Here is a 21,912-nt window from a genome sequence, read left to right as displayed (position 1 = left end):
TAGCGACTTTCAATTAATCGACATTCTATTTTAAATAATAAAAATTACAGGCTTCAATCAATATAATGTAGAAAAACTCCACTTCATTAGAACCCACCCTTTAGTTTCTTCCAAAATTTAATTAAAAAATAAAAAAAAGAATTTTGTTCTATTCTCTGTGGCACAGTAGAAATGGTTTCAGCCGAAAATGGTAAAATCGAAACAATATTTTCATGTATTGTTTCATAATTTGGATAAGCTTCTTTTTTTATTATTTCTATAATTTTTTGTATTTCATCAAGGGATAAATTCAAAAACCTCTTAATTTCTTGAGCTGTTTTTGACTCAATAGATAATAAAGCACAAACTCTAGTAACATTAACAATCTGCTCTGCATGAATGTTTTTAAAGTTTGGATAACAAACAAGTTTATAAAGAATCTTTGTCTCCAAATGATCTTTAGAAACGATATTCTCATTATTTGTTATACGTTCTTGATGACTAATTTTAAAATATTCATTCTTCTCAATATCTTGTAAAATATTGAGAAGCTCCTGATACCTTATAGGTCTCTTCAAACCATATTGGTAGCCTTTTAAAAGTTCAGGATTATTACTTAATACGATCTTAATTTTTTTTGGAATAAGTATATTGGTGTAACCGCTATCTAAATCAATAATATGTATGTCTGGATTGTCTTCACTGTATATCCAATTCCCTAAAAGATGAGATGACAAAGATAAGTCATGAATAACTTTTATCATTGCCTCTAAATTTTTAGGCAATAGCCTATCCTTTGACATACAGCCAATTCTATATGTGCATTGATTCATTGATATTTCCCCAATTTCAATGATGACTTTGAAAATTCTTTGTTTAAAGTAATAAAAATTTAAATATGTAGTAAGCTTATATAAAAGCAATTTGATTAAATTAACTTTAATTGATAAATATAAAAATCTGGTGTAGTAAAAATTAACAATATTTAATTGCTGATTTTACAGATGAATATATTCAAAAATAAATCGCAGAATATTATATTTATATAAACATTATAAGACAAGACAATAATTTAAAATTTAATCAAACTTCAGTGTAATAAAAACTTAAAACCCCATATTTAAATTAAATACGGGGTCTTAAGTACTAATCAAAAAATATGATTAAGGTTCAATTGGAGCAAATGGCGGAATAACATCTGCATTTTGAGCACGATGGCGTAGGAAGTGATCCATTAAAACAATCGCTAGCATTGCTTCTGCAATCGGTGTTGCACGTACACCTACGCATGGATCATGACGGCCTTTAGTCAACACATCTGTATCTTCACGATTTAAATTAATCGTTTTACCTGGCGTTGTAATGCTTGCTGTTGGTTTTAGTGCAATAGCAACTCGAATGGATTGACCACTTGAGATACCACCCAAAATCCCACCAGCATGATTCGCTAAAAAGCCATTACTGGTCAATTCATCACGTGTTTCATGACCAAACTGTCCAGCAACTGCAAAACCATCACCAATTTCTACCCCTTTAACCGCATTAATACTCATCATCGCATGAGCAATATCAGCATCTAAACGGTCAAAAACAGGTTCACCCCAGCCTACAGGAACTTTTTCAGCTAAAATTTCTAGCTTCGCGCCACAGCTTGTTCCCTGTTCACGCAAAGAAGTCACCAAAGCTTCAAAACGTGAAACAGCGTCTACATCGCCACAGAAAAATGGATTATTCGGAACTTCATTCCAATCCAGTTTTTCGGCAACTTCATTGCCAATTTGAGTAACATGACCACGGATCAAGATGCCAAATTTTTCTGCCAAATATTTTTTAGCAATTGCACCCGCTGCAACACGCATAGCAGTTTCACGAGCACTTGAACGGCCACCGCCACGATAGTCACGAAAACCGTATTTTTGCGTATATGTATAGTCGGCATGGCCAGGTCTAAAAGTTTGGGCAATATTGCCATAATCTTTTGATTTCTGATCAGTATTCTCAATCAATAAACCAATTGGTGTTCCTGTCGTTTTACCTTCAAAAACACCTGAAATGATTTTAACCTGATCTGGCTCTTTACGTTGAGTCGCAAATTTAGAAGTTCCCGGTTTACGACGATCAAGATCTTTTTGTAAGTCTTCTTCAGTTAGCTCAAGGCCTGGTGGCACACCATCAACAATTGCCATTAAGCCAACGCCATGAGACTCACCACAAGTGGTTACACGAAAGAGTTGTCCAATACTATTCCCTGCCATATGCCCAACTCCTTATATTTGCTCTTCAAATAGTTTTCTATAACGGCGACATTGTTCAGCAGTCAAGGCAAAAATACCTGAACCACCTTTTTGGAAAGTGAGCCAGTTGAAATCAATCGTATTAAAGTTCTGACGCATCGACCATTCAGAATTACCTACTTCAATGACAATAAGACCATCTTCAGTTAAATAATCTGCCGCTTGTGCAAGCATTTTACGAACTAAATCTAAACCATCTTGGCCTGCTGCCAATGCAAGTTCAGGTTCATGTAAAAACTCTTCTGGTAAGTCAGCCATATCTTCAGCATCAACGTATGGAGGATTACTTACAATCAAATCATACTGATTTTCAGCTGGAATCTTGGCAAACAAGTCAGATTCAAGTAATGCAACTTGATATTGCTTATTGTGGTGTTCAGTATTAATTGAAGCAACTTCTAAAGCTTCTTTAGAAATGTCAGTTGCATCAATTTCAGCATCTGGATATGCATAAGCCAAAGCAACCGCAATACAACCAGAACCTGTACACATATCTAAAATACGTTGTGGAGTTTTAGGTTTTGCATTTTCTGGCAAATTATTGAGAGCTTCGCGCATTTGACCATTTTCATCTAAACAATATGGTGCAAAACGTTGCTCAATTAATTCTGCAATTGGTGAACGTGGAATGAGTACACGCTCATCTACATAGAATGGCTTATTAAAGAAATAAGCAAGATTTAATAAATAAGATGTTGGAATACGGTCATTGATACGACGTTTCAATAAGCTTAAAAATTCTGCTTTTTCGCTTGGTAATAACTTCGCATCTAGAATTTCTGCGTCTGCTGACCATTCAAGAGATAAGGTTTGTAAAACTAATGCAGAGCTTTCTGCAAAATAATCTTCAGTACCTTGTCCTAAATGTGCATCATGTTGACGTAATGCTGATACCCCAAAACGAATAAAATCTCGAATTGTTGATAAATTCTCAGCCGCTTCCTGTAAATTTTCAGGACTAATCGTCGGTCGCTCCACTTAGGCGTCTCCAAAGGCAAATTTTGCAAAGTGACTATTCTACTGAGTGAGGTACAGCAAAGCAACGCTTTGCCTTGTGAACAGGAGTTTTACATGCCGATCTCTAACAATCACACGTTAAAATCAGAATACTTTGTTTTAATTAAGAAATAATGAACTTTTAACTAGAGGTTGATTTAAATTTTTAAAATAAAAAAAGCGGCCTTTAAATACTGACCGCTTTTGGAGATTAGTCGGCTTAAAGCTTAAGCTTTTCGGCAACATAATCAGAGTCTTTATCTCCACGGCCCGATAGATTCACCACAATCATGGTTTCTTGCGGCAGTTTTGGCGCTTCTCGAATGGCCCATGCGACAGCGTGTGAGCTTTCAAGCGCTGGAACAATACCTTCAACACGAGAAAGTGTCATAAAAGCATCTAGACATTCTTGGTCAGTTGCAGTGCTATATTCAACACGCCCTAAATCTTTTAAAAAGCTGTGTTGTGGCCCAACACCCGGATAGTCTAGTCCTGAAGCAATAGAATGCACGGGTAAAGGTTCACCCGCCTCATTTTCAAGCACATAACACGCCATACCATGAATTTGACTTGGCTTACCTAAAGTTAGCGTTGCTGAATGCATATTGGTTTCTAAACCATGTCCAGCTGGCTCAACCCCAACAAGTTTTACGTCTGAGTCATTTAAAAATGCAGTAAATGCACCTATTGCATTTGAACCACCACCTACACATGCCACAACATAATCGGGACTTTTTCCAAATCGTTGATGCGTTTGATCTTTAATTTCATTGCCAATAATCGATTGAAAATCACGAACCATTTTAGGAAATGGATGTGGACCTACAACAGAACCAATGGCATATATAAAGTTTTTTGGGTCTTTTAAATATTCTTCAAATGCACTATCTACAGCATCTTTTAATGTTGCTGTACCACGTGTAACTGCCACCAAATGAGCACCCAAAATTTTCATTTTGACCACATTTGGATGTTCTTTTTCGATATCGACTTGACCCATGTGAATTTCGCACGGAATTCCTACTAATGCGCAAGCGGTTGCCAAAGCAACGCCATGTTGACCAGCACCTGTTTCAGCAATAACTTTCTTTTTGCCCATATATTTAGCAAGTAAAGCTTCACCTAAGCAGTGATTAATTTTGTGGGCGCCCGTGTGGTTCAAATCTTCACGTTTTAAGTAAATTTGTGCGCCACCTAAGTGTTCAGATAGACGCTTCGCATGAAATAACGGACTTGGACGGCCTACATAATTTGTAAAGAGGTCTGATAGTTCATTTTGAAATTCAGCTGTATGGCGAATTTCTTCATAGGCAACATTAATTTCATCCATTGCTTCTTTTAAATGTGGAGGAATGAATTGTCCGCCATATTCACCAAAAAATCCTTGTTCATTCGGCAAAGCAATACCGTTAATTTGATGTTGCATATCATCCCTCTTTTTAAAATTATTAAAGTTATTAAGCTTATCGAGAAAGGTAACGTGTTAAATCCTCAATGCCTTTTAGCGTCATTGGATACATATGATTTTCAAAAATCTCTTTGATCCAACCAATAGTTTGAGTGTAATGCCAATACCCTTCTGTTTCAGGGTTTAACCACGCTGTTTTATCAAAATGTTGACGTAAGCGACGTAACCAAACTTCACCTGTTTCATCATTCATATATTCAACCGAGCCACCCACCGATTTCAATTCATACGGTGCCATACTGGCATCACCCACTACAATTACACGATAGTCGCGTCCATAGGTGTGAAACAGATCCCATGTGTTCATACGGGTGGCTGTTCTGCGGTAGTTATCTTTCCAGACATAATCATAAAGACAATTATGGAAATAGAAGTATTCGAGTGTCTTAAACTCACTTTTAGCAGCACTAAACAGTTTTTCGCATTGAGCAATATGAGCATCCATCGAACCGCCCACATCGAACAACATCAGTACTTTTATTCGGTTTCGACGCTCAGGTACCATTTGAACATCAAGAATACCTTGCTTGGCTGTTTCACGGATTGTACCGTCAACGTCCAACTCTTCGGCTGCACCTTGACGTGCAAATTTACGTAAGCGTCGTAAAGCAATTTGCATTTGGCGAGTACCAAGAACTTGGTCATCATCCAGATTTTGATATTTACGCTGTTCCCAGACTTTAACTGCCGAACGTTTACGCCCTGGTCCACCAATTCTGACACCTTCTGGATGATCTCCAAAGGCCCCAAAAGGCGAAGTACCACCAGTACCCACCATTCGGTTACCACCTTGATGTTTTTTATGCTGTTCGCGTAACCGCTCTTCCAGCATTTTCATCAGTTCTTCTAAGGAACCTGCTTTTTGGAGTTCTGCCCGTTGTTCAGGAGTCAAATGCTTTTCTATAAGTTCTAAATCAAACCAGTCTTTTGGTAACTTATGAACTTGCTTGAGTAACTCGTCCAGATCAAAGGTTTCAATGCCGTCAAAATAATCTTTCATGGCACGATCAAACTTATCAAAAAAGCGCTCATCTTTAACTAAAATTGTTTTAGCAAGTTGATAGAACTCTTCTTGATCGGCAAAAACTAAACCTTCACTTACTGCACGGTTTAAATCAATGAGTTCACGAGTTGTAACTGGAACACCGTATTTACGTAAGGTGTAAAATAACCGCACAAACATGGGTTATTCCCTCCTTTAACGTCGAGACATGAAAGCCAAACGTTCGAGGAGTTGCACATCCTGCTCGTTTTTGATCAGCGCACCATATAAAGGTGGAATCGCTTTTGATGTATCTCGATTGCGTAATACATCTTCTGGCATATCATCTGCCATGAGTAAGCTTAACCAATCAATTAACTCAGAGGTTGATGGTGGTTTCTTCAAATTAGGAATTTCACGTAGTTTAAAGAAAACCTGTAAAGCTTCGTTTACTAGTGTTGCAGAGATATTTGGGAAATGAACCGCAATGATTTCTCGCATTGTAGCTTCATCTGGAAACTCAATGTAATGAAAGAAACAACGACGCAAGAAAGCATCCGGTAATTCTTTTTCATTATTCGAAGTAATAATTACAATCGGGCGTTGTGTTGCCGTAATTGTTTCATTAGTTTCATAAACATAAAAAGACATTTTATCGAGTTCATGCAGCAAGTCATTTGGAAACTCGATATCGGCTTTATCAATTTCATCAATCAACAAAACACAACGCTCTTCACTCGTGAAAGCTTCCCACAGTTTACCGGGTTTAATATAGTTCTTAATATCGTAAACTCGATCATCACCCAACTGGCTGTCTCGTAAACGAGAAACAGCATCATACTCATACAACCCTTGCTGCGCTTTGGTTGTCGATTTGATATGCCAAGTGATCAGTTTTAAACCCAAACTTTGTGCTACTTGTTCAGCAAGTAAAGTTTTACCCGTGCCAGGTTCACCCTTAATGAGTAAAGGCTTTTGTAAAGCACGAGCTGCTTTTACAGCGAGCTTAAGACTATCAGTCGCGATATATTGATCTGTACCGGTAAAATGTTGGGTATCAGCAGACATGTAAAGACCTTATTTTTCTATTTCAATGGTTAGATGGAACGCATGCTTTTGTTTGTTGAATATTTTGACCAACAATAGCCAACAACCAAACCTAGACCAACTACAAACAGAATTAAAGATAAATTTGACCAAATTAGAGGGCTATCTTTGGTTAAAACACCAAATAGTAGTCCAAAAATAGCAGGTGCTACCGATGCATTTGGTCCTTCAGACACTGTTGGGGTAACTAAAATAGCAAATACAATAAGCCAGCTAATTGCACCAAAAGTTGTAGGAAGGCGACGCATTAATCGCCACCAACACCATAAAGCAATAATAGCGCCTATTCCGTAAGCTGTTAAAGCAATAACACCTTCAGGAACAACATCCAAAAAAGAGAATAATTGATTCATTATTCCAGTTTGATCTTCACGCACCACGTAAGCCCTCTGGTTCAACCGCATTTGGGTTAATTAACCCTTCTGGTGGCATCTGAATAAAGAAACCTTTTGTTTGTAATGAGTCTAAAACATGTAAAACATTAGCACGCGCCAATTTACGTGTTGGAGCTAATTCTAAATGCATGACAAACGTTGCACGACCAAACGCTTGTAAAACAGCTTCAGGAACATTTTCAAACGGATCAGCTTGTTCCGCATCGTCAGGATAGTTTGGACGAGCAATATACATGTACATTTCATCTTTTTTGCTCGATCTATAAATATCACAGTGCATTTCAAATCAACTCTTGAACTAAGGACAGCATACATGAAAAAAAACGACTCACACACGCAGGTTTGTTTACGCATCAGTCGTTTTTTTAATTCTTGGGAAATATTAACCTACAACATTGATTAAGGTCGATAATAACTTTGTTCCAGATAAAAACTGGCTTTCACAACAAATTAATAAGTATTTGATTTTAAACACCAAACCTAATTTTTAACTTTAATAAAATAAAAACAATTTTTAGGAAAAAAGAAAAAATGTTCATTACTGAGTACTTTTTGTGATCTATTTTTAATACTTTCACACTTTAATACTATGAAATTTATGACATTAAAGTGATTTATTACCTTTTCAAGTTCACATTTAGGTAAAACTTCTAAGCACTTAATACACATTGGGAGACATTACTTAACTGGTTTAAATTCTCAGCATGTTTAAATATTAAGTATCTTAATGATAGATATGGAGGATGAACTATGCCTCGCGGTGATAAAACAGCTTATACAGCAAAGCAAAAACGTCAGGCTAAACATATTGTTGAGAGTGAAGTAGATAGAGGTCATTCTCAAGAAGAAGCTGAACGAATTGCATGGTCTACTGTCAATAAACAAGATGGTGGCGGTAAGAAAAAGTCTCACTAATACAAACATTAAATACTTCTTTAGCTTGGGCTAAAGAAGTATTTTCATCAAAAATAAATTAATAGTGTTTAGAAAACTCGAGAGCTCTTTATATAGTCATCGCTTACTTGATTTAAGGCATTCAAAATAGCGCTATCATTTTGACTTAATAGAGCTTCATTTAAACATTCCATGTAGTCTATAAGCATAGACTTAGAGGTGTTGGCAAATTCAGACGTTACGGCTTCATCTTCATATAAGATCACGTAGCTACGCGCAAAACCATAGATTAAATAGACGGCTGCTTTTTCTTTTGTATTTTGAGATTCTTTAAGAGACTGTTCACAAGCATTTTTTAAATCTTTAAATGCATCTGTACCAGTAGATTGATTTTTGAAAGATAAAAGTATTGTTTGGAAGTTCATTTCCATATTCCACTCAAAAAGTAAAGCTACAGAAAAAGATGGAAACTGTCAAATAATATCCTGATTAATATAAATTTAATTGTAAATAAATTTATACTTACTTCCTCTAAATCACAGAGAATCATGCAACAAAAAAACCACCCTTGTTTTAAGGATGGTTTGGTTAAAACGCAGCAATAATTAGAAGCTTATTTCAATTGTGATGGTGGTGCCGGAATGTTCAATATCAGTTGAGACATTAAACCCTCTGTTTTTAAGCTCCTCTTCAACCAGAGTAAGATGATCAGGGCTTATAGCATCAACAGGAAACCAGAAAGTTGCTTTTCGCTTCCCCTCCTTAGATTCAGACTCAGTACCAGTTAAAATTTTTTCCAATATGACGTCTTGATTTATTTTAAAGTTTTTAGCATTTTGACGAGCTTGTTCAGCATTAAAGTTGTTAAGCATATTTATCTCTCTAATTATTAATTTATCTAAGTTTATAGCATAAAAAGGCTATATGAGTTTTAGTGTTGTGTAGTTAAAACCAATCAAAGATATAAGTTTACTGGTTGAATAAACTTTCTACCCATTCAATAAATTTTCTCGCATTTCTATTTTTAAAATCTTCCTTATTTGGAATGTAGTAACACAGCTCTGATTGAATGGGTTTGGTTTTAAACTCCTGTAAAAGATTCGCCTTAATGAACCTATGGGTAAGTGTAGCAGAACAAAATACTAATCCATTGGCAGATAAAGCCTCATGTATGCCAAAAATTTCCTGATCAAATTTCTTAATTATCACCTTCTTTTGGTCCCATCCATTCATCTCAAGCCACGTCTCTAATGGTGGACTTGGTAATGCTTTATTTTTCCATTCAGTGGTGAATAACGTGATTGGCTCACTCACATCTTTGGTCAGAGTAAGTTTAGATGCACCAAATACATTAAAAGACTCATATTTAAGGACATCTTTAGAAGGTACTGAAGATACATCACCATATCGAATAGGCAATGTATATAAGTGACTTTCTAAAGTTTCACCTGTAGAGAATTCAACTGAGATATCGGGGTGCAATTGATAAAATTCATTTATTGAAGGAATTAACAGCATTGCAGCGAGTGAAGATGTACTAGCCACTCTCACTACATTTCCATTTACTGTTATTTGATCTAATGCATCTTCAATTTTACGAAACCCTTCAGAAATTGCCCCAGCAAGTCTCTCTCCTGTGGTTGTAAGCGTTATTTTTCTTACTTGTCGATGAAACAAATCAACATTTAATCTGCTTTCTAGATTAGTAATATGATGTGAAATCGCAGTCGGTGTTAGCGAAAGTTCTTCAGCAGCCAATTTAAAACTCCCCAATCGAGCGGCTGATTCAAATGCCTTAAGTGCTTGCAAAGAGACTTGCATGCTTTCTCCAAAGTTTATATTTATAGGTGATCTAAACTCATCTATAAATGTAATTTTCTCGTTTGTCTACTTATCTTTTAAAACTCAAAATAAATTAAACCTTAACTTTTTTGGAATTTATGATGAGTAAAATATTACATATAGATGCTAGTGTAAGAGCTGCGATTAATCCTAATTCAAACCATAATTCGATTTCTAAAAATATTGCCAGCCGATTGGTCAGCTCATGGAAAAAGCAAGTGCCTATAGATGAGTATATTTATCGTGATGTAGGAATGAATCCACCACCATTTATTAATCAAGACTGGATTGATGCTGTATTCACACCTGAAAATAAAAGAACTCAAGCTCAATGTGATGTTTTATCTATATCAGATCAGTTAATCTCGGAAGTTTCGAGTTCAGATATCATTTTAATTTCTTCCCCTATGTACAATTATGGTATGCCTGCTCAACTTAAAGCATGGTTTGACCAAATTATTCGGATTAATAAAACATTTGATTTTGACCTTGCTCGAGGAGAATTTCCTTTACAACCGCTTCTATATGGAAAAATTTTAATCATTATCACCTCTAGTGGAGAGTTTGGTTTTGAGAAAGATGGCATCCGCCATCACATGAATCATCTTGTACCTCACCTTCGCACACTCAGCAAATATTTAGGGGTAGAGAAAATTTATGAAATTGCTTCAGAATATCAAGAGTTTGGAGATGCACGACATATAAAATCGTTAGAAAATGCTTTTCAAAAAGCAGAGAAACTCGTAGCTGAACTTTCCGCTTCATATACAGAAAGTTCGTAAAATATGAATCCTTAATTTTTAAAATTTAAGAATCTACTGACATTTTAACTGAGTTATATGATTAAAAATAAAAAGCCAACCCAATTGGGTTGGCTTTTTTATTTCTGCACCGAAACAAACTTATAGTTATATATTATTTATATTGAAATTGTTTTTCTTACAACCAAGAATATACAGACCTGTATGTTTAATCAATTGAATTTTTCTCATTGAAGAAGTTAATTTAATTCATTATCAATTTTACAAATTAAAATGACTTCAACCCATCACTTTACTAGCTTTTTAATAAAGTTAATTATTTAATATAGCTAACATAAACATTTACTTTATTAACCATTAATATTAAATATCTAATATTTATAAATAAAAACTACTCAATTTAAATTATTCATTACTCTTCATTAAAAAAGCCCATCACGAAGATGAGCTTTTAAATTTTAACTATCACATCATTTTAAATGGATAGACTTTGTTTTTCTTCTTGAAATAACTGAATTAACGGTTGAGTTAATAGCTCATAACGCCAACCCAAAAGATAATCAGGCAAATCTTGTTCATCCCCTTGAGAAAGAACATGTTGATGAATTGCATTTAGCCATTTCTTTCTAAGCAATACTTCTTTAGGAATAGAAGTTTCACTTATTGCATGGGCAAGTACCATATCCATTTTATGCAAAGTTTCTTTAGATGTTACTTTAAAAGGTTTGGCAATTCTTGTTGGCCATTCACTTTCAATCGGTAAATCTTTAAGTAATTCTAAAATAGTTTTTCCATATTCACGAACTACATTTGGGCGAATATCTCTAACTTGCGAGAGTTGAAAACTATTACGTGGATTCTTTTCAACCATATCAATCATGGTCGAGTTTCTAAGAATGAAACTACGTGGCTGATTCGTTGCTTTAACAATGTATTCGCGCCATTCACTTAAATTTTGCAGTTGCATCAATTGACGGCGCGAATGACGATAATTACCAACATCGCTATAAAGCAACTCTGTCGGCGTTTCACTAATAATTTCTTTAGTTAAACTACTACAATCTTCAAGAACATAGTCATAAAGCCCTTTCTGCTTAAGCTGTTCTTGAATATGATGCGCTAACTTCATTATATATAGAACATCATTTGCCGCATAACAAAGTTGCTGAGGCGATAAAGGTCGAGCTAACCAATCAGATCTTGTTTGATCTTTTTCAATATCAATGTCGAGGCAAAGCTTCAACGCGCCTTGGTAACTTACTTGCAGCCCATGGCCTAAGAAAGAAAGCCCCACTTGAGTATCAAACACATTAAGCAGATCTTCTTGATCAGCATAATGATAGATTAAATCGATGTCTTCCCCACACGCATGAAAAATGTTCTGCTGAGCGAGAAATATTTTTTTCCAAAACTGACTTAGATCTAATGAAACACCATCCAACAGATAGACATCGCCATTTACATTAACTTGGCATACTCCAAGTTTAGGCCAGAGTGTGTCAACCTTAATAAATTCTGTATCAAGTCCGTATATCGAACATTGATCCATTTTTTGAAGAACATCAACCAAATCGGTTTGCTGTTGGATAAACTGAAACATGCTTTCTCAAGTAAATGCAAAGAGTGCTTAGAACTCTGGTATATATAACATAGAAGTGGGAAATTACCACTTAAACCTTTATGAATACTCTATTTTTGAACAATTTTTCGAAAATAGATAACTTTTTGATCTTTTATTTATATTTTTAAAGTTAACTCCAAATATTCATTGTTTAAAATCTATAAGATCTTTTTCATTCTTATGGGCTTTCATATTTTATTTAAACGTTTTTTAATTAAAGACAAAATAACATTCATCTTTTATAACTAAATTAATAAATCTAATTCAATTTTATATGACATCAATGAAACAAGCATCGAAATGCTTATTTCATTCTCATACGATTATGAACTGCCTGACTTAAGGTATGGCTATCTACATACTCAAGTTCACCACCTTGCGGTACACCTTGAGCAATACGTGTCATTTGGATAGGTAAGTGCTTAGTCGCTTCTACCAAATAATGAGCGGTTGCCTGTCCCTCTACAGTCGCATTTGTTGCCAAAATCACTTCTTCAATTTTGCCTTGACTTAAACGCTGAATCAGATAAGGAATACCAATTTCTTCTGGACCAATACCATCTAAAGGTGAAAGATGCCCACCTAAGACATGATATTTACCACGGAAACTTCCGCTTTGCTCAATTGCCATGACATCTGCTGGTGATTCAACCACACACAATAGTTGATCTTCTCGCTCAGTTGAGGCGCAAATATCACAAATTTCATGTTCAGTTAAAGAATGGCAAACGCTGCACTCATGAATATAACTTGAAGCTTCATGTAAAGCATGAGCTAATACAAACGCACCTTCTCGATTTTTCATCAAAAGATGTAATGCCATACGTTGAGCCGACTTCGGACCAACGCTAGGCAATATACGTAAAGCTTGAACGAGTTGTTCAAATCTATCGCTAAACACAGAATTTCCTTAGAACATGCCCGCTAAGCCAGGTGGCAAGCCCATACCAGAATTCGCTTTTTGCATTTTTTCTTCAGAAATAACTTCAGCTTGACGTACAGCATCATTTACCGCTGCAGCAATCAAATCTTCAATCATATCTGGTTCATCTTGAAGTAATTCAGGGTTAATTTCGATACGTTTTACAAGATAGCGCCCAGTCATGGTTACTTTAACCAAACCGCCACCAGCTTCTGCATGAACTTCAGTTTGAGCAAGCTCTTCTTTCGCCTTTTTTATATTTGTTTCCATATCTTTTTGCATGCGCTGCGCTTGCTGCATGAGCATATTGATATTCATAACTTTACTCCGTATCTCTATCAAATCTTTAAAGTATTATGCGTTATCTGGTAATACTTTATAAAAACTTAATCTCATTGAACCAACCTATGCGATTAAAATACATACAGATTAGTGCATTGAACTCAAATTAATCCGTAATTCTGACACAATAGGCTAATGTTTTCTATCAGTATCTCTAGCTCTATTTTACATAGCGACATGAGTAACATGCTCATATTTAGTTACACTTCCTAAATACTTAGATGGCATACCTGAAAGTCTAATAAAAACTCATAGCACTATTGAGATGCCTGTAGACCTTTATCAATTGTTTTATATTCACTTAAGGGAACTTTTTTAAAGGAGGTATTTGCTTCTTGAATAGATTTATCTGCTTCTTGAACAGACTTCTCTGCATTGTTGATCAATAAAGTTGTCTCATTCACTGGGTTCTGACTCGGTTTAGTCAGCAATTTGTATCCAACCACCCCGATTACCCCCACTACAACGACAATAGCAATAGGCTTAAGCATTTTAAGACTCACATTTCTTTTAATTAAATTTAAAGTCTTTATACCTTGTACTCTTAGCTCTCATTTAAATAAAAATGTAGTTTTTTTATTGTAATTCTGAAATTTGAGTAACATTTAAATATAAAAAAACCATCTCGATTAAAGAGATGGTTTCATGAAAAAATAACCCAAAAGAATTATTTCAATAAGGATAATCAGATCAGATCCAGACCACGTGAGATATCACGAATAATGTCATTAATATCTTCTAAGCCCACAGATACACGGATTAACCCCTCTTGAATGCCTGCCGCAGCTTTTGCATCAGCAGAAAGTTTGCCATGTGTAGTCGTTGCAGGATGGGTAATTGTTGACTTCACATCACCTAGGTTACCAGTAATCGAAATAAACTTAGTATTATCAATAACCTTCCAAGCACCTTCACGTTCGCCTTTAACAACGAAAGAAACAATCCCACCAAAACCAGTTTGCTGTTTAGCAGCAAGTTCATGACCTTCTTGGGTTGGTAAACCAGCGTAGTAAACTTTTTCTACTTTTTCATGAGTAGATAACCATTCTGCAAGAATTTGAGCACTCTCGCAGTGTGCCTTCATACGCAAACGTAAAGTCTCTAAACCTTTTAAGAAAACCCATGCATTAAATGGACTCATTGATGGTCCAAGCGTACGGACAACACCAAAAACTTCTTCTAATAACTGATGATTACCGACAACAGCACCGCCTAATGCGCGCCCTTGCCCATCTAAATATTTAGTCGCCGAGTAAATGACAAGGTCTGCCCCAAACTTTAATGGTTGCTGTAAAACAGGCGTACAGAAGCTGTTATCAACCGCAAGTAATGCGCCATTCGCATGAGCAATATCTGCAAGCGCTTGAATATCTGCGATCTCTGCTAGAGGATTAGACGGCGACTCAACAAATAAAAGTTTAGTTTCTGGACGTACTGCGTTTTTCCAATCGTCCAAATCACATAAATCGACAAATGTAATATCTACACCAAACTTGGCAATATATTTTTCAAACAAAGCAACAACTGAACCAAAAACTGCTCTTGAGCAAATAACATGATCACCCGCTTTGAGATATGCCATAGTAACTGACAAAATCGCGCCCATTCCTGAGCTTGTCGCAACAGCACGTTCAGCACCATCTAAAGCTGCTAAACGTTTTTCGAACATCGATACAGTCGGATTGGTAAAACGAGAATAGATATTTCCTTGAACTTGACCAGAAAATTTTGCTGCAGCTTCTTCTGCATTTTCATATACAAAAGATGATGTCAAAAAAATCGGTTCGCCATGCTCACCTTCAAAACTACGAGTATGCCCGGTACGAATGGCTAAAGTATCAAGTTGGTATTCTAAATCATCAGACTGGTTCATTAAATGTTCGCCTTTACTGGTCATGTACTAAAAAACTATCATCATTTTGAGTGTCTAAGGTATTTAAGGTCAAGGTAAACCTTAAAATTATCGCTTAGACTTTATTTAATTTTAGTAAATAGTTGGTAAAGCAAGATGAAACGCTTAAAGTCCCTTGTCTCAGAACAAAGCCAAATCAAGCACCTTTCTGCCCGACTATTTCATTCAAAAACATTAGTACTATCTCAAAGCACCCCCTTTGAGGTGATTGGCGAATTCAATCAAACCCGTATTCGTTATTACTCAGCAACACAAAAAAAATTTAAAGAACCATTAGTGTTTGTTGCACCACTCGCAATTAATATGGCGATTTATGATTTATATCCTTATCGTTCTCTTATTAAATACTTTCAAAATGCAGGTTTTGATGTTTATTTAGTCGATTGGGGACGCTTAAAGTTTAAAGATAGACACCTTAACTTTTTATCATTTATTGAAGATTTCATTCCTAAAGTAATAGAGCTCGTTCGAGCACATTCAGGAAGTGAGCAAATCTCGCTCCATGGCTGGAGTATGGCAGGCATATTCGTTACTTTATATGCTGCTCTGAACCAACCCAACTACATTAAAAATTTAATAGTTCTTGGTAGTCCAATAGATAGTTATGCATCTGGTCATATTGGCAAGCTCTATCGAACAATGAACCATTTGATTAGCCGCAATAAGAAAATTCAGGAACGTATTTACTCTGGATTGCCAAAACGTCTGATCCACAGTCCCGGAATTTTAAATTCATTAGGTTTCAAAATTCTTGATCCTAAAGGATGGTTTGATGGACATGTGCAATTGCTGAAGAATCTTGATGACCTGCAATTTGTACAAGAGCATGCAACCTTAAGTAACTTTTTAAATAATATGATTGACTATCCGGGTGGTATTAATCAGGACATGTTGTTTAATGTCTGGCTACAAAATCCGTTAAAACGTGGCTTTATTCAGTTAAAAGATAAGAAAATCGAATTAAAAAATATAGATTGTTCTCTCTTAGTTGGCGCGGGTCGTAGTGATCAGTTGGTCACTGCTGACGCTGCTTCGCCATTAAGTCAATTGACAAGCAGTCAGGATGTCACGTTTACTCTCATCCCCGGTGGTCATTTAGGCTTAATGTCGAGTCAAGCAAGTGCTCTGGAGTTTTGGCCGAAACTGGCTGCTTGGCTCGCCAAACGTTCAACACAAATTTAAGGATAAGGTCATGAGTCAATCTGTTGCATTTATTGGTTTGGGTGCAATGGGCTACCGTATGGCAGCGCATTTACCAAAACGCTTCGATACTGTTTATGTATGGAATCGAAATTTTGAAAAAGCCAAACAACATGCAGCAGACTATGGCACTCAGGCTGTCTCATTAGAGCAAGCTGTACAAGCAGATATTATCTTTTCATGCTTACCGACAAGCACTGATGTAGAAGAGCTTATTAGTAGTGTAGAAATTAAATCTGGAGCAGTCTGGATAGACTGTACCAGCGGGGTTCCTGACTCTGCCCGCGCCTTAGCCAGGTCATTAAAGCAATTAAATGTTGATTTTCTGGATGCTCCAGTAAGCGGTCAAACCATAGGAGCTGAAAACGCAACTTTGACTGTAATGGTGGGTGGTGATGTTGCAGCTTTCGAACGCGCATTACCAGCTCTACAAGCGGTAGGAAAATTAATTAAACATGTCGGTGAGTCTGGCGCTGGATTTGCAGTAAAAGCAGTTAATAATATGCTACTTGCGGTCAACCTTTGGTCTGTTGCAGAAGGTTTCAGTGCTTTAAAAGCGCATGGGGTAAGCTTGAACGAAGCTTTAGAGTGTATTAACGCTTCAAGTGGTAAAAGTCTGGTAACAGAAACTATTTTCCCACAGCGTGTATTGAGTCGGGAATTTCCAGTAACCTTTGGCTTGCCTCTTCTTGCCAAAGACACAGGAATTGCTTTGGATTTAGTCAAGCAAGCAAAGCTTCCTGCCCCGCTTTTGTCATTAACACAAAGTTTAATCCAAGCTGCTCATTTAACTGCTGAAGACAACAGTGACTTCTCTGCGGCCGTTAAAATGTATGAAGCGTGGACAAAGATTACATTAGAGTAAATTGAATCTTTTAGATGACTGCCTATTAAACTTAATTTTAATAGGCTCCCTAAGGAATAGTATGAAACCTTAAACATGGCAAACTCATGTCATTCATTACGAAAATTTTTCTATATAAAAACATTAAGTATCTGAAAGATTATTATTTTTATACTACGTAGGTACTTTATTAACCTTTTTATAATCGGAGGATCTAAAATAATTTACAATCATTTGTGCACTTTTTTCGGATACAACCTTAGCCTGTTCCATTTTTGCTGAATAAGGATTGGTAAGCATACAGCTAGGAAGCAAAGTATTAGCAAGTGGTGGGAACTTTTCTCTTCCTCCCAAAGTAATCTTTTCAATAAAACTAGCTAACCACATAATATATTCACCTTTATTTTTATATGTTGGCATTAAACTAATATCGAGTTTAGCTGAACATTCATTTGCTGGCTTATTTAAACATTCTTCAAAATCAATAAAGTTATATTTTAATTTATATGAAGTATCTTTTATCTCTTGTCGAATCATACTAACTAAGCGATTCAAGTGCTCAATAATATCCTCTGAGAAAAGCTTTTCTTCTTCAGATTTTTTATAAACTCTTTCAGCAATGAGTAAAAACTGTGGCATTCTCTATTTCCTTTTAATCTTGTCTCCGATGAATAACCAGATCCTTTAAGGAAGTATGATGAATATAACATTGCTATATGTAAGCGGGTTAGGCTAAAAAGTAACCACCATAGTAAAAGTGAAAGTTGTGTGCAAAATGCATCACACTAATTAAACATATAGCTAATTACCACTCACAAGATTGTGGGTAAATTAATATATTTCGAAATAACTTAAATAAAAAAAACCCATCTCAATTTTAGAAATGGGCTACAAAAACAAAAAACTATCAAACGCAGCAATTTAAGGACTATATAATAGAAGTTAAAACATGCAAAATCAATACATCTTTCATTTGAAGTGTAAAATAAGATTACTTTTGGCTTATTTATATTTTACAGCTTAAAAGAAAAAGCCCATTTCCGTCTAAATTAAAATGGGCCCAGTGAATTCCACTTAATCCTAAAAACACAAACTGTGATAATTATCACGTTTTGTGTTTTTGATAATGTCACTGCTCTTCCCGTTTTTCATTGACCTAATTTCAAACTTCATTTGTCTATTTAGCAAATGGAATAGGCTATAAGATCTCATCTTTTGCTAAAATTTTTTATATCTGATGACCTTAATCATATGCATATTTTTATATCGCCAATAAAAGTTAAAGGTGAATTAAAAAGAATCAAATTCTAAAAAAATATATATAATTTCTCTTAAGTTTATGTTTTTATTTAACTTTTATAAATTATTGATATCTAAAGTTTTTATTTATTTTATGAACAAATTATCACCCAAAATGACATTTGAGTAATTAATAATCATTGAAATATTGGTAATAAACCTTATATTGAGTACAGGTTCATACCTTTAACTGAGGAAACGCTCATGAATAAATTTATGGTTGCAGTCTTTACTGGCATGGTGAGCATGGCTGGTTTAAGCGTTCAAGCTGCAACGCCTGAGCAAGAATGTCAGAAATTGCAAGACGACTATAATTTGATTTATGCATCAAAAGGCTTTTGTTTCAAAGATCCTGATGCTAAAGAAAAATATGGTAATGAAAACTGTCATACGACAAAACCAAAGTTTTCTGACAAAGAGCAACAACGTCTTGATGCTATTAAAGAGCGTCAGAAAGAATTGAAATGTAAATAATTTTAAAGGACTAATACATGGCATACGATGATCAAAATATCTTCGCCAAAATTTTACGCAATGAACTTCCAGCGATAAAAATCTATGAAGATGATCAAGTTCTAGCTTTTATGGATATTATGCCTCAAGCCGATGGTCATACATTAGTTATTCCAAAAACACCAGCTGTAACGCTGCTTGATTTACCCCCTGAAGCAGCCGCATATACCATCCAAATTGTTCAGAAAATTGCGAAAGCAATGGAAAAAGCCTTCAATTTAGAAGGTATTGTCTTGATGCAACTTTCTGGAGCGGCAGCAGGACAAACTGTTCCGCATGTTCATTTTCACCTTATTCCTACAAATGTGCATCAACTTGGGCGACATGCTGTAGAGTTAGGCGATCAAGAAAAAATTAAAGCTTTAGCTGAGAAAATTAAAGCAGCTCTTTGATTTTTAATATATTAAAGCGGAGTTTTGACTCCGCTTTTTTTCGTCTAAAAACTATAAAAACCTAAAATAATTAATTTATTTCTAAATTTTAATCGTCATAAAACTGTCATTTATTTTTCACGCCCCTGTCACAAAGTTTGCCGATACTGCTTAGCAAGTTGGTGAGCTTTTGTAACTTTTTGTACATAAGTCAACTACAAAATAAATAGTTAACTAGGCATACGCCATTTTTAAATACCTTTTGGAGAAATCTCAATGAAGAAATTGCTACTCGCTGCCGCAGTTGCAACTTTGAGCATAAACGCGGTGCAAGCAGCGCCAACTTTGTATGGCAAACTAAATGTTTCTATTAACCAAGTTGATAATAAAAATTTCGATGGTAAAAGTGATGTTACCGAAGTTAACTCAAACTCTTCTCGCATTGGGGTAAAAGGCGAAGAGAAATTAACTGACAAGTTATCTGCTGTTTATTTAGCTGAATGGGCAATTTCTACTGATGGTTCAGGTTCTGATACTGACCTTAGCGCTCGTAACCGTTTCATTGGTTTAAAAACTGAAGGTGTTGGTACTTTAAAAGTTGGTAAATACGACTCTTACTTTAAAACTGCTGCTGGTGGTAACCAAGACATCTTTAATGACGATACACGTTTAGATATTACCAATATCATGTACGGTGAAAACCGTTTAGATAACGTAGTTGGTTTTGAATTAGACCCTAAATTATTAGCTGGTTTAACTTTCAACATTATGGCTCAAACTGGTGAAAGCACCTCTGACAGCAAACAAGGTGAAACTGGTAAAGACAGCAAGAATGACAGCTTTGACTCTGTGTCTACTGCGCTTGGTTATGAAAACAAAGATCTTGGTTTAGCAGTAGCTGCCGCTGGTGACTTTGGTATTAAAGGTAAATATGCTGCTTACGGTCTAAAAGATGTTTATACAGATGCTTACCGTGTAACTGGTTCTTATGACATCGCAAAATCAGGTTTTGTGGTAGGTGCTTTATGGCAACACGCTGAACCTACTGATGAATTGACTGCATATGGTCAATCATATAAATCAGATGGTTCAATCGATAAAGCTGGTAAAGCCTACCGCGGTTTAGAGGAACAAGCATATGCAGTAACAGCTGCTTATAAAATTCCTAACACTAAACTTAAAGTGAAAGCTGAATATGCTTCAGCTGAAACACAAGTAAGTGGTCAAGCAGATCGTAAAATCGACTTGTACGGTTTAGGTCTTGATTACCAAATCAACAAACAAGCTCGCTTCTACGGCATCGTTGCTCAACAAAAACGCGACTGGTTGAATGATGATGACAAGCAAACTGTTGTAGGTACAGGTATCGAATATAACTTCTAATTAGTTATCTTTGATTCATATCTAAAATAAAAGGGCTAACGCCCTTTTATTTTATTGTTCAGATTAAAAAAGCCGATATTTTTATACCGGCTTTTTTTACTTTGTAGCTTACTTTAAGAAATCACTTACAAGATTCATAACGTTTTGAATGTCTTGGTTTGCTTCTTGATGATCGGTACTTTCACCCTGAGGTGTTAATGAGTCAATGACTTGAGGTAAGACTGAAGCAATTGCACCGTAAACTTGCTCTTTTGGAGCTTGAGCTTGCGCAGCAACTTGCTCAATGTCAGCTGGATTAAATAAACTCTGCAATTGTTGAGTAGGAACTTCGCTATTACTTTGATTTGGATCAACCCAGCTTTGAACTTGGTTACCTAAACCCGCGCCTTTTAACTTTTCTAAAGCAGCCTGCAAACCACCTTGTTGTTGAACCCAACCTAAGATTAAAGGTACAACTGCAATTAATAAACTTTGTACGCCACCACCTGCTTGAGGTGCGTTATTATTATTTCCAGTCACTTGACCTAATACAGAACCTAGTACTCCTCCAAGACCACCTTGTGCGCCAGAAGAAGTATTGCCCCCCATTTGTCCGAGTACTGAACCTAAAATTCCACCTAAACCACCTTGACTTGATGCTTGTTGGTTCCCACCTAAAGCTTGCTGAGCCAAAACTTCTACAATGTTGCTTAAATTTGTCATGTGTAACTCTTATGTATGGTTTATACACGAGCATACGCGGATTCTTGTTAAGACAGCAAAAGCCAAATTGTTAAATTTTGAAAGA

Annotated in this window: 25 protein-coding genes; 7 read left to right on the top strand and 18 right to left on the bottom strand. The window is 35.8% G+C overall.

Going from position 1 to position 21,912, the window contains the following annotated elements; genetic code table 11:
• Positions 1-86 precede the first annotated feature (86 nt).
• The 8 genes from F886_RS11000 to F886_RS10965 all read right to left on the bottom strand — a co-directional run bounded on the left by F886_RS11000 (position 87) and on the right by F886_RS10965 (position 7,501).
• Positions 87-812 carry a hypothetical protein gene (locus F886_RS11000; RefSeq protein WP_005304980.1) on the bottom strand — a complete coding sequence of 242 codons (726 nt, stop codon included), beginning with the start codon at positions 810-812 and terminating at the stop codon, positions 87-89.
• A gap of 330 nt (positions 813-1,142) precedes the next feature.
• Positions 1,143-2,234, bottom strand: coding sequence for a chorismate synthase (gene aroC / locus F886_RS10995; protein ID WP_004792535.1), 1,092 nt, complete (start codon positions 2,232-2,234; stop codon positions 1,143-1,145).
• 12 nt (positions 2,235-2,246) lie between these two features.
• The gene (gene prmB / locus F886_RS10990; RefSeq protein ID WP_005304977.1) at positions 2,247-3,251 is read right to left on the bottom strand and encodes a 50S ribosomal protein L3 N(5)-glutamine methyltransferase; all 1,005 of its coding nucleotides are present in this window, start codon (positions 3,249-3,251) and stop codon (positions 2,247-2,249) included.
• 238 nt (positions 3,252-3,489) lie between these two features.
• On the bottom strand, positions 3,490-4,695 hold the full coding sequence (gene trpB / locus F886_RS10985) for a tryptophan synthase subunit beta (protein WP_005304973.1): 1,206 nt from the start codon (positions 4,693-4,695) through the stop codon (positions 3,490-3,492).
• Between the two features lie 37 nt (positions 4,696-4,732).
• On the bottom strand, positions 4,733-5,920 hold the full coding sequence (locus F886_RS10980; protein WP_005304964.1) for a vWA domain-containing protein: 1,188 nt from the start codon (positions 5,918-5,920) through the stop codon (positions 4,733-4,735).
• Between the two features lie 15 nt (positions 5,921-5,935).
• Positions 5,936-6,787: an AAA family ATPase gene (locus F886_RS10975; protein WP_002113662.1), complete on the bottom strand. Its 852-nt coding sequence runs from the start codon at positions 6,785-6,787 to the stop codon at positions 5,936-5,938.
• 29 nt (positions 6,788-6,816) lie between these two features.
• Positions 6,817-7,203 (bottom strand): hypothetical protein, encoded by a 387-nt coding sequence (locus F886_RS10970; RefSeq protein WP_013198006.1) that lies wholly within the window; start codon positions 7,201-7,203, stop codon positions 6,817-6,819.
• A complete protein-coding gene (locus tag F886_RS10965) occupies positions 7,196-7,501 on the bottom strand; it encodes a YcgL domain-containing protein (protein ID WP_005304960.1) in 306 nt (101 codons plus the stop codon). The genes F886_RS10970 and F886_RS10965 overlap by 8 nt, the downstream gene beginning before the upstream one ends.
• Before the next feature lie 470 nt (positions 7,502-7,971).
• On the opposite strand from F886_RS10965, the gene F886_RS10960 reads away from it, so the two are divergent.
• A complete protein-coding gene (locus F886_RS10960) occupies positions 7,972-8,136 on the top strand; it encodes a hypothetical protein (protein WP_002113596.1) in 165 nt (54 codons plus the stop codon).
• A gap of 68 nt (positions 8,137-8,204) precedes the next feature.
• Here F886_RS10960 and F886_RS10955 read toward each other — a convergent pair whose 3' ends face one another.
• The 3 genes from F886_RS10955 to F886_RS10945 all read right to left on the bottom strand — a co-directional run bounded on the left by F886_RS10955 (position 8,205) and on the right by F886_RS10945 (position 9,936).
• Positions 8,205-8,540 carry a hypothetical protein gene (locus F886_RS10955; protein ID WP_081402159.1) on the bottom strand — a complete coding sequence of 112 codons (336 nt, stop codon included), beginning with the start codon at positions 8,538-8,540 and terminating at the stop codon, positions 8,205-8,207.
• 180 nt (positions 8,541-8,720) lie between these two features.
• Positions 8,721-8,987 (bottom strand): hypothetical protein, encoded by a 267-nt coding sequence (locus tag F886_RS10950; RefSeq protein WP_005304955.1) that lies wholly within the window; start codon positions 8,985-8,987, stop codon positions 8,721-8,723.
• 97 nt (positions 8,988-9,084) lie between these two features.
• Complete coding sequence (locus F886_RS10945) at positions 9,085-9,936, bottom strand: LysR family transcriptional regulator (protein WP_005304951.1); 852 nt, start codon at positions 9,934-9,936, stop codon at positions 9,085-9,087.
• Between the two features lie 119 nt (positions 9,937-10,055).
• On the opposite strand from F886_RS10945, the gene F886_RS10940 reads away from it, so the two are divergent.
• Entirely contained in the window at positions 10,056-10,739 is a 684-nt protein-coding gene (locus tag F886_RS10940) for an FMN-dependent NADH-azoreductase (protein WP_081402158.1), read from the top strand.
• A gap of 454 nt (positions 10,740-11,193) precedes the next feature.
• Here the strand turns inward: F886_RS10940 and F886_RS10935 are convergent, their stop codons facing one another.
• From F886_RS10935 to F886_RS10915, 5 genes are all read right to left on the bottom strand, one after another.
• Positions 11,194-12,318, bottom strand: a complete 1,125-nt coding sequence (locus tag F886_RS10935; protein WP_005304939.1) for a ribonuclease D — start codon at positions 12,316-12,318, stop codon at positions 11,194-11,196.
• Between the two features lie 325 nt (positions 12,319-12,643).
• Positions 12,644-13,240 carry a recombination mediator RecR gene (recR, locus tag F886_RS10930; RefSeq protein ID WP_005304938.1) on the bottom strand — a complete coding sequence of 199 codons (597 nt, stop codon included), beginning with the start codon at positions 13,238-13,240 and terminating at the stop codon, positions 12,644-12,646.
• A gap of 9 nt (positions 13,241-13,249) precedes the next feature.
• Positions 13,250-13,579: a YbaB/EbfC family nucleoid-associated protein gene (locus F886_RS10925; protein ID WP_005304937.1), complete on the bottom strand. Its 330-nt coding sequence runs from the start codon at positions 13,577-13,579 to the stop codon at positions 13,250-13,252.
• A 281-nt stretch (positions 13,580-13,860) separates the two neighbouring features.
• Positions 13,861-14,094: a hypothetical protein gene (locus F886_RS10920; RefSeq protein WP_005304936.1), complete on the bottom strand. Its 234-nt coding sequence runs from the start codon at positions 14,092-14,094 to the stop codon at positions 13,861-13,863.
• A gap of 194 nt (positions 14,095-14,288) precedes the next feature.
• A complete protein-coding gene (locus tag F886_RS10915) occupies positions 14,289-15,476 on the bottom strand; it encodes an O-succinylhomoserine sulfhydrylase (RefSeq protein WP_005304935.1) in 1,188 nt (395 codons plus the stop codon).
• 135 nt (positions 15,477-15,611) lie between these two features.
• On the opposite strand from F886_RS10915, the gene F886_RS10910 reads away from it, so the two are divergent.
• Entirely contained in the window at positions 15,612-16,697 is a 1,086-nt protein-coding gene (locus F886_RS10910; RefSeq protein ID WP_005304928.1) for an alpha/beta fold hydrolase, read from the top strand.
• 10 nt (positions 16,698-16,707) lie between these two features.
• Positions 16,708-17,580, top strand: coding sequence for an NAD(P)-dependent oxidoreductase (locus F886_RS10905; protein ID WP_005304925.1), 873 nt, complete (start codon positions 16,708-16,710; stop codon positions 17,578-17,580).
• 153 nt (positions 17,581-17,733) lie between these two features.
• Here F886_RS10905 and F886_RS10900 read toward each other — a convergent pair whose 3' ends face one another.
• A complete protein-coding gene (locus F886_RS10900; protein ID WP_005304922.1) occupies positions 17,734-18,198 on the bottom strand; it encodes a hypothetical protein in 465 nt (154 codons plus the stop codon).
• 864 nt (positions 18,199-19,062) lie between these two features.
• Here F886_RS10900 and F886_RS10895 point away from each other — a divergent pair.
• The 3 genes from F886_RS10895 to F886_RS10885 all read left to right on the top strand — a co-directional run bounded on the left by F886_RS10895 (position 19,063) and on the right by F886_RS10885 (position 21,125).
• Positions 19,063-19,332 carry a YARHG domain-containing protein gene (locus F886_RS10895; protein WP_005304919.1) on the top strand — a complete coding sequence of 90 codons (270 nt, stop codon included), beginning with the start codon at positions 19,063-19,065 and terminating at the stop codon, positions 19,330-19,332.
• Positions 19,333-19,349: 17 nt separating this feature from the next.
• Complete coding sequence (locus F886_RS10890; RefSeq protein WP_005304916.1) at positions 19,350-19,763, top strand: HIT family protein; 414 nt, start codon at positions 19,350-19,352, stop codon at positions 19,761-19,763.
• Between the two features lie 255 nt (positions 19,764-20,018).
• Positions 20,019-21,125 carry a porin gene (locus F886_RS10885; RefSeq protein WP_005304913.1) on the top strand — a complete coding sequence of 369 codons (1,107 nt, stop codon included), beginning with the start codon at positions 20,019-20,021 and terminating at the stop codon, positions 21,123-21,125.
• 108 nt (positions 21,126-21,233) lie between these two features.
• Here the strand turns inward: F886_RS10885 and F886_RS10880 are convergent, their stop codons facing one another.
• A complete protein-coding gene (locus F886_RS10880; protein ID WP_005304910.1) occupies positions 21,234-21,827 on the bottom strand; it encodes a YidB family protein in 594 nt (197 codons plus the stop codon).
• Between the last annotated feature and the right edge of the window lie 85 nt (positions 21,828-21,912).

The organism is Acinetobacter sp. NIPH 542 (assembly GCF_000369825.1).
Lineage (GTDB): Bacteria > Pseudomonadota > Gammaproteobacteria > Pseudomonadales > Moraxellaceae > Acinetobacter > Acinetobacter oleivorans.
This window is presented reverse-complemented; position numbering and strand designations above follow the sequence as displayed.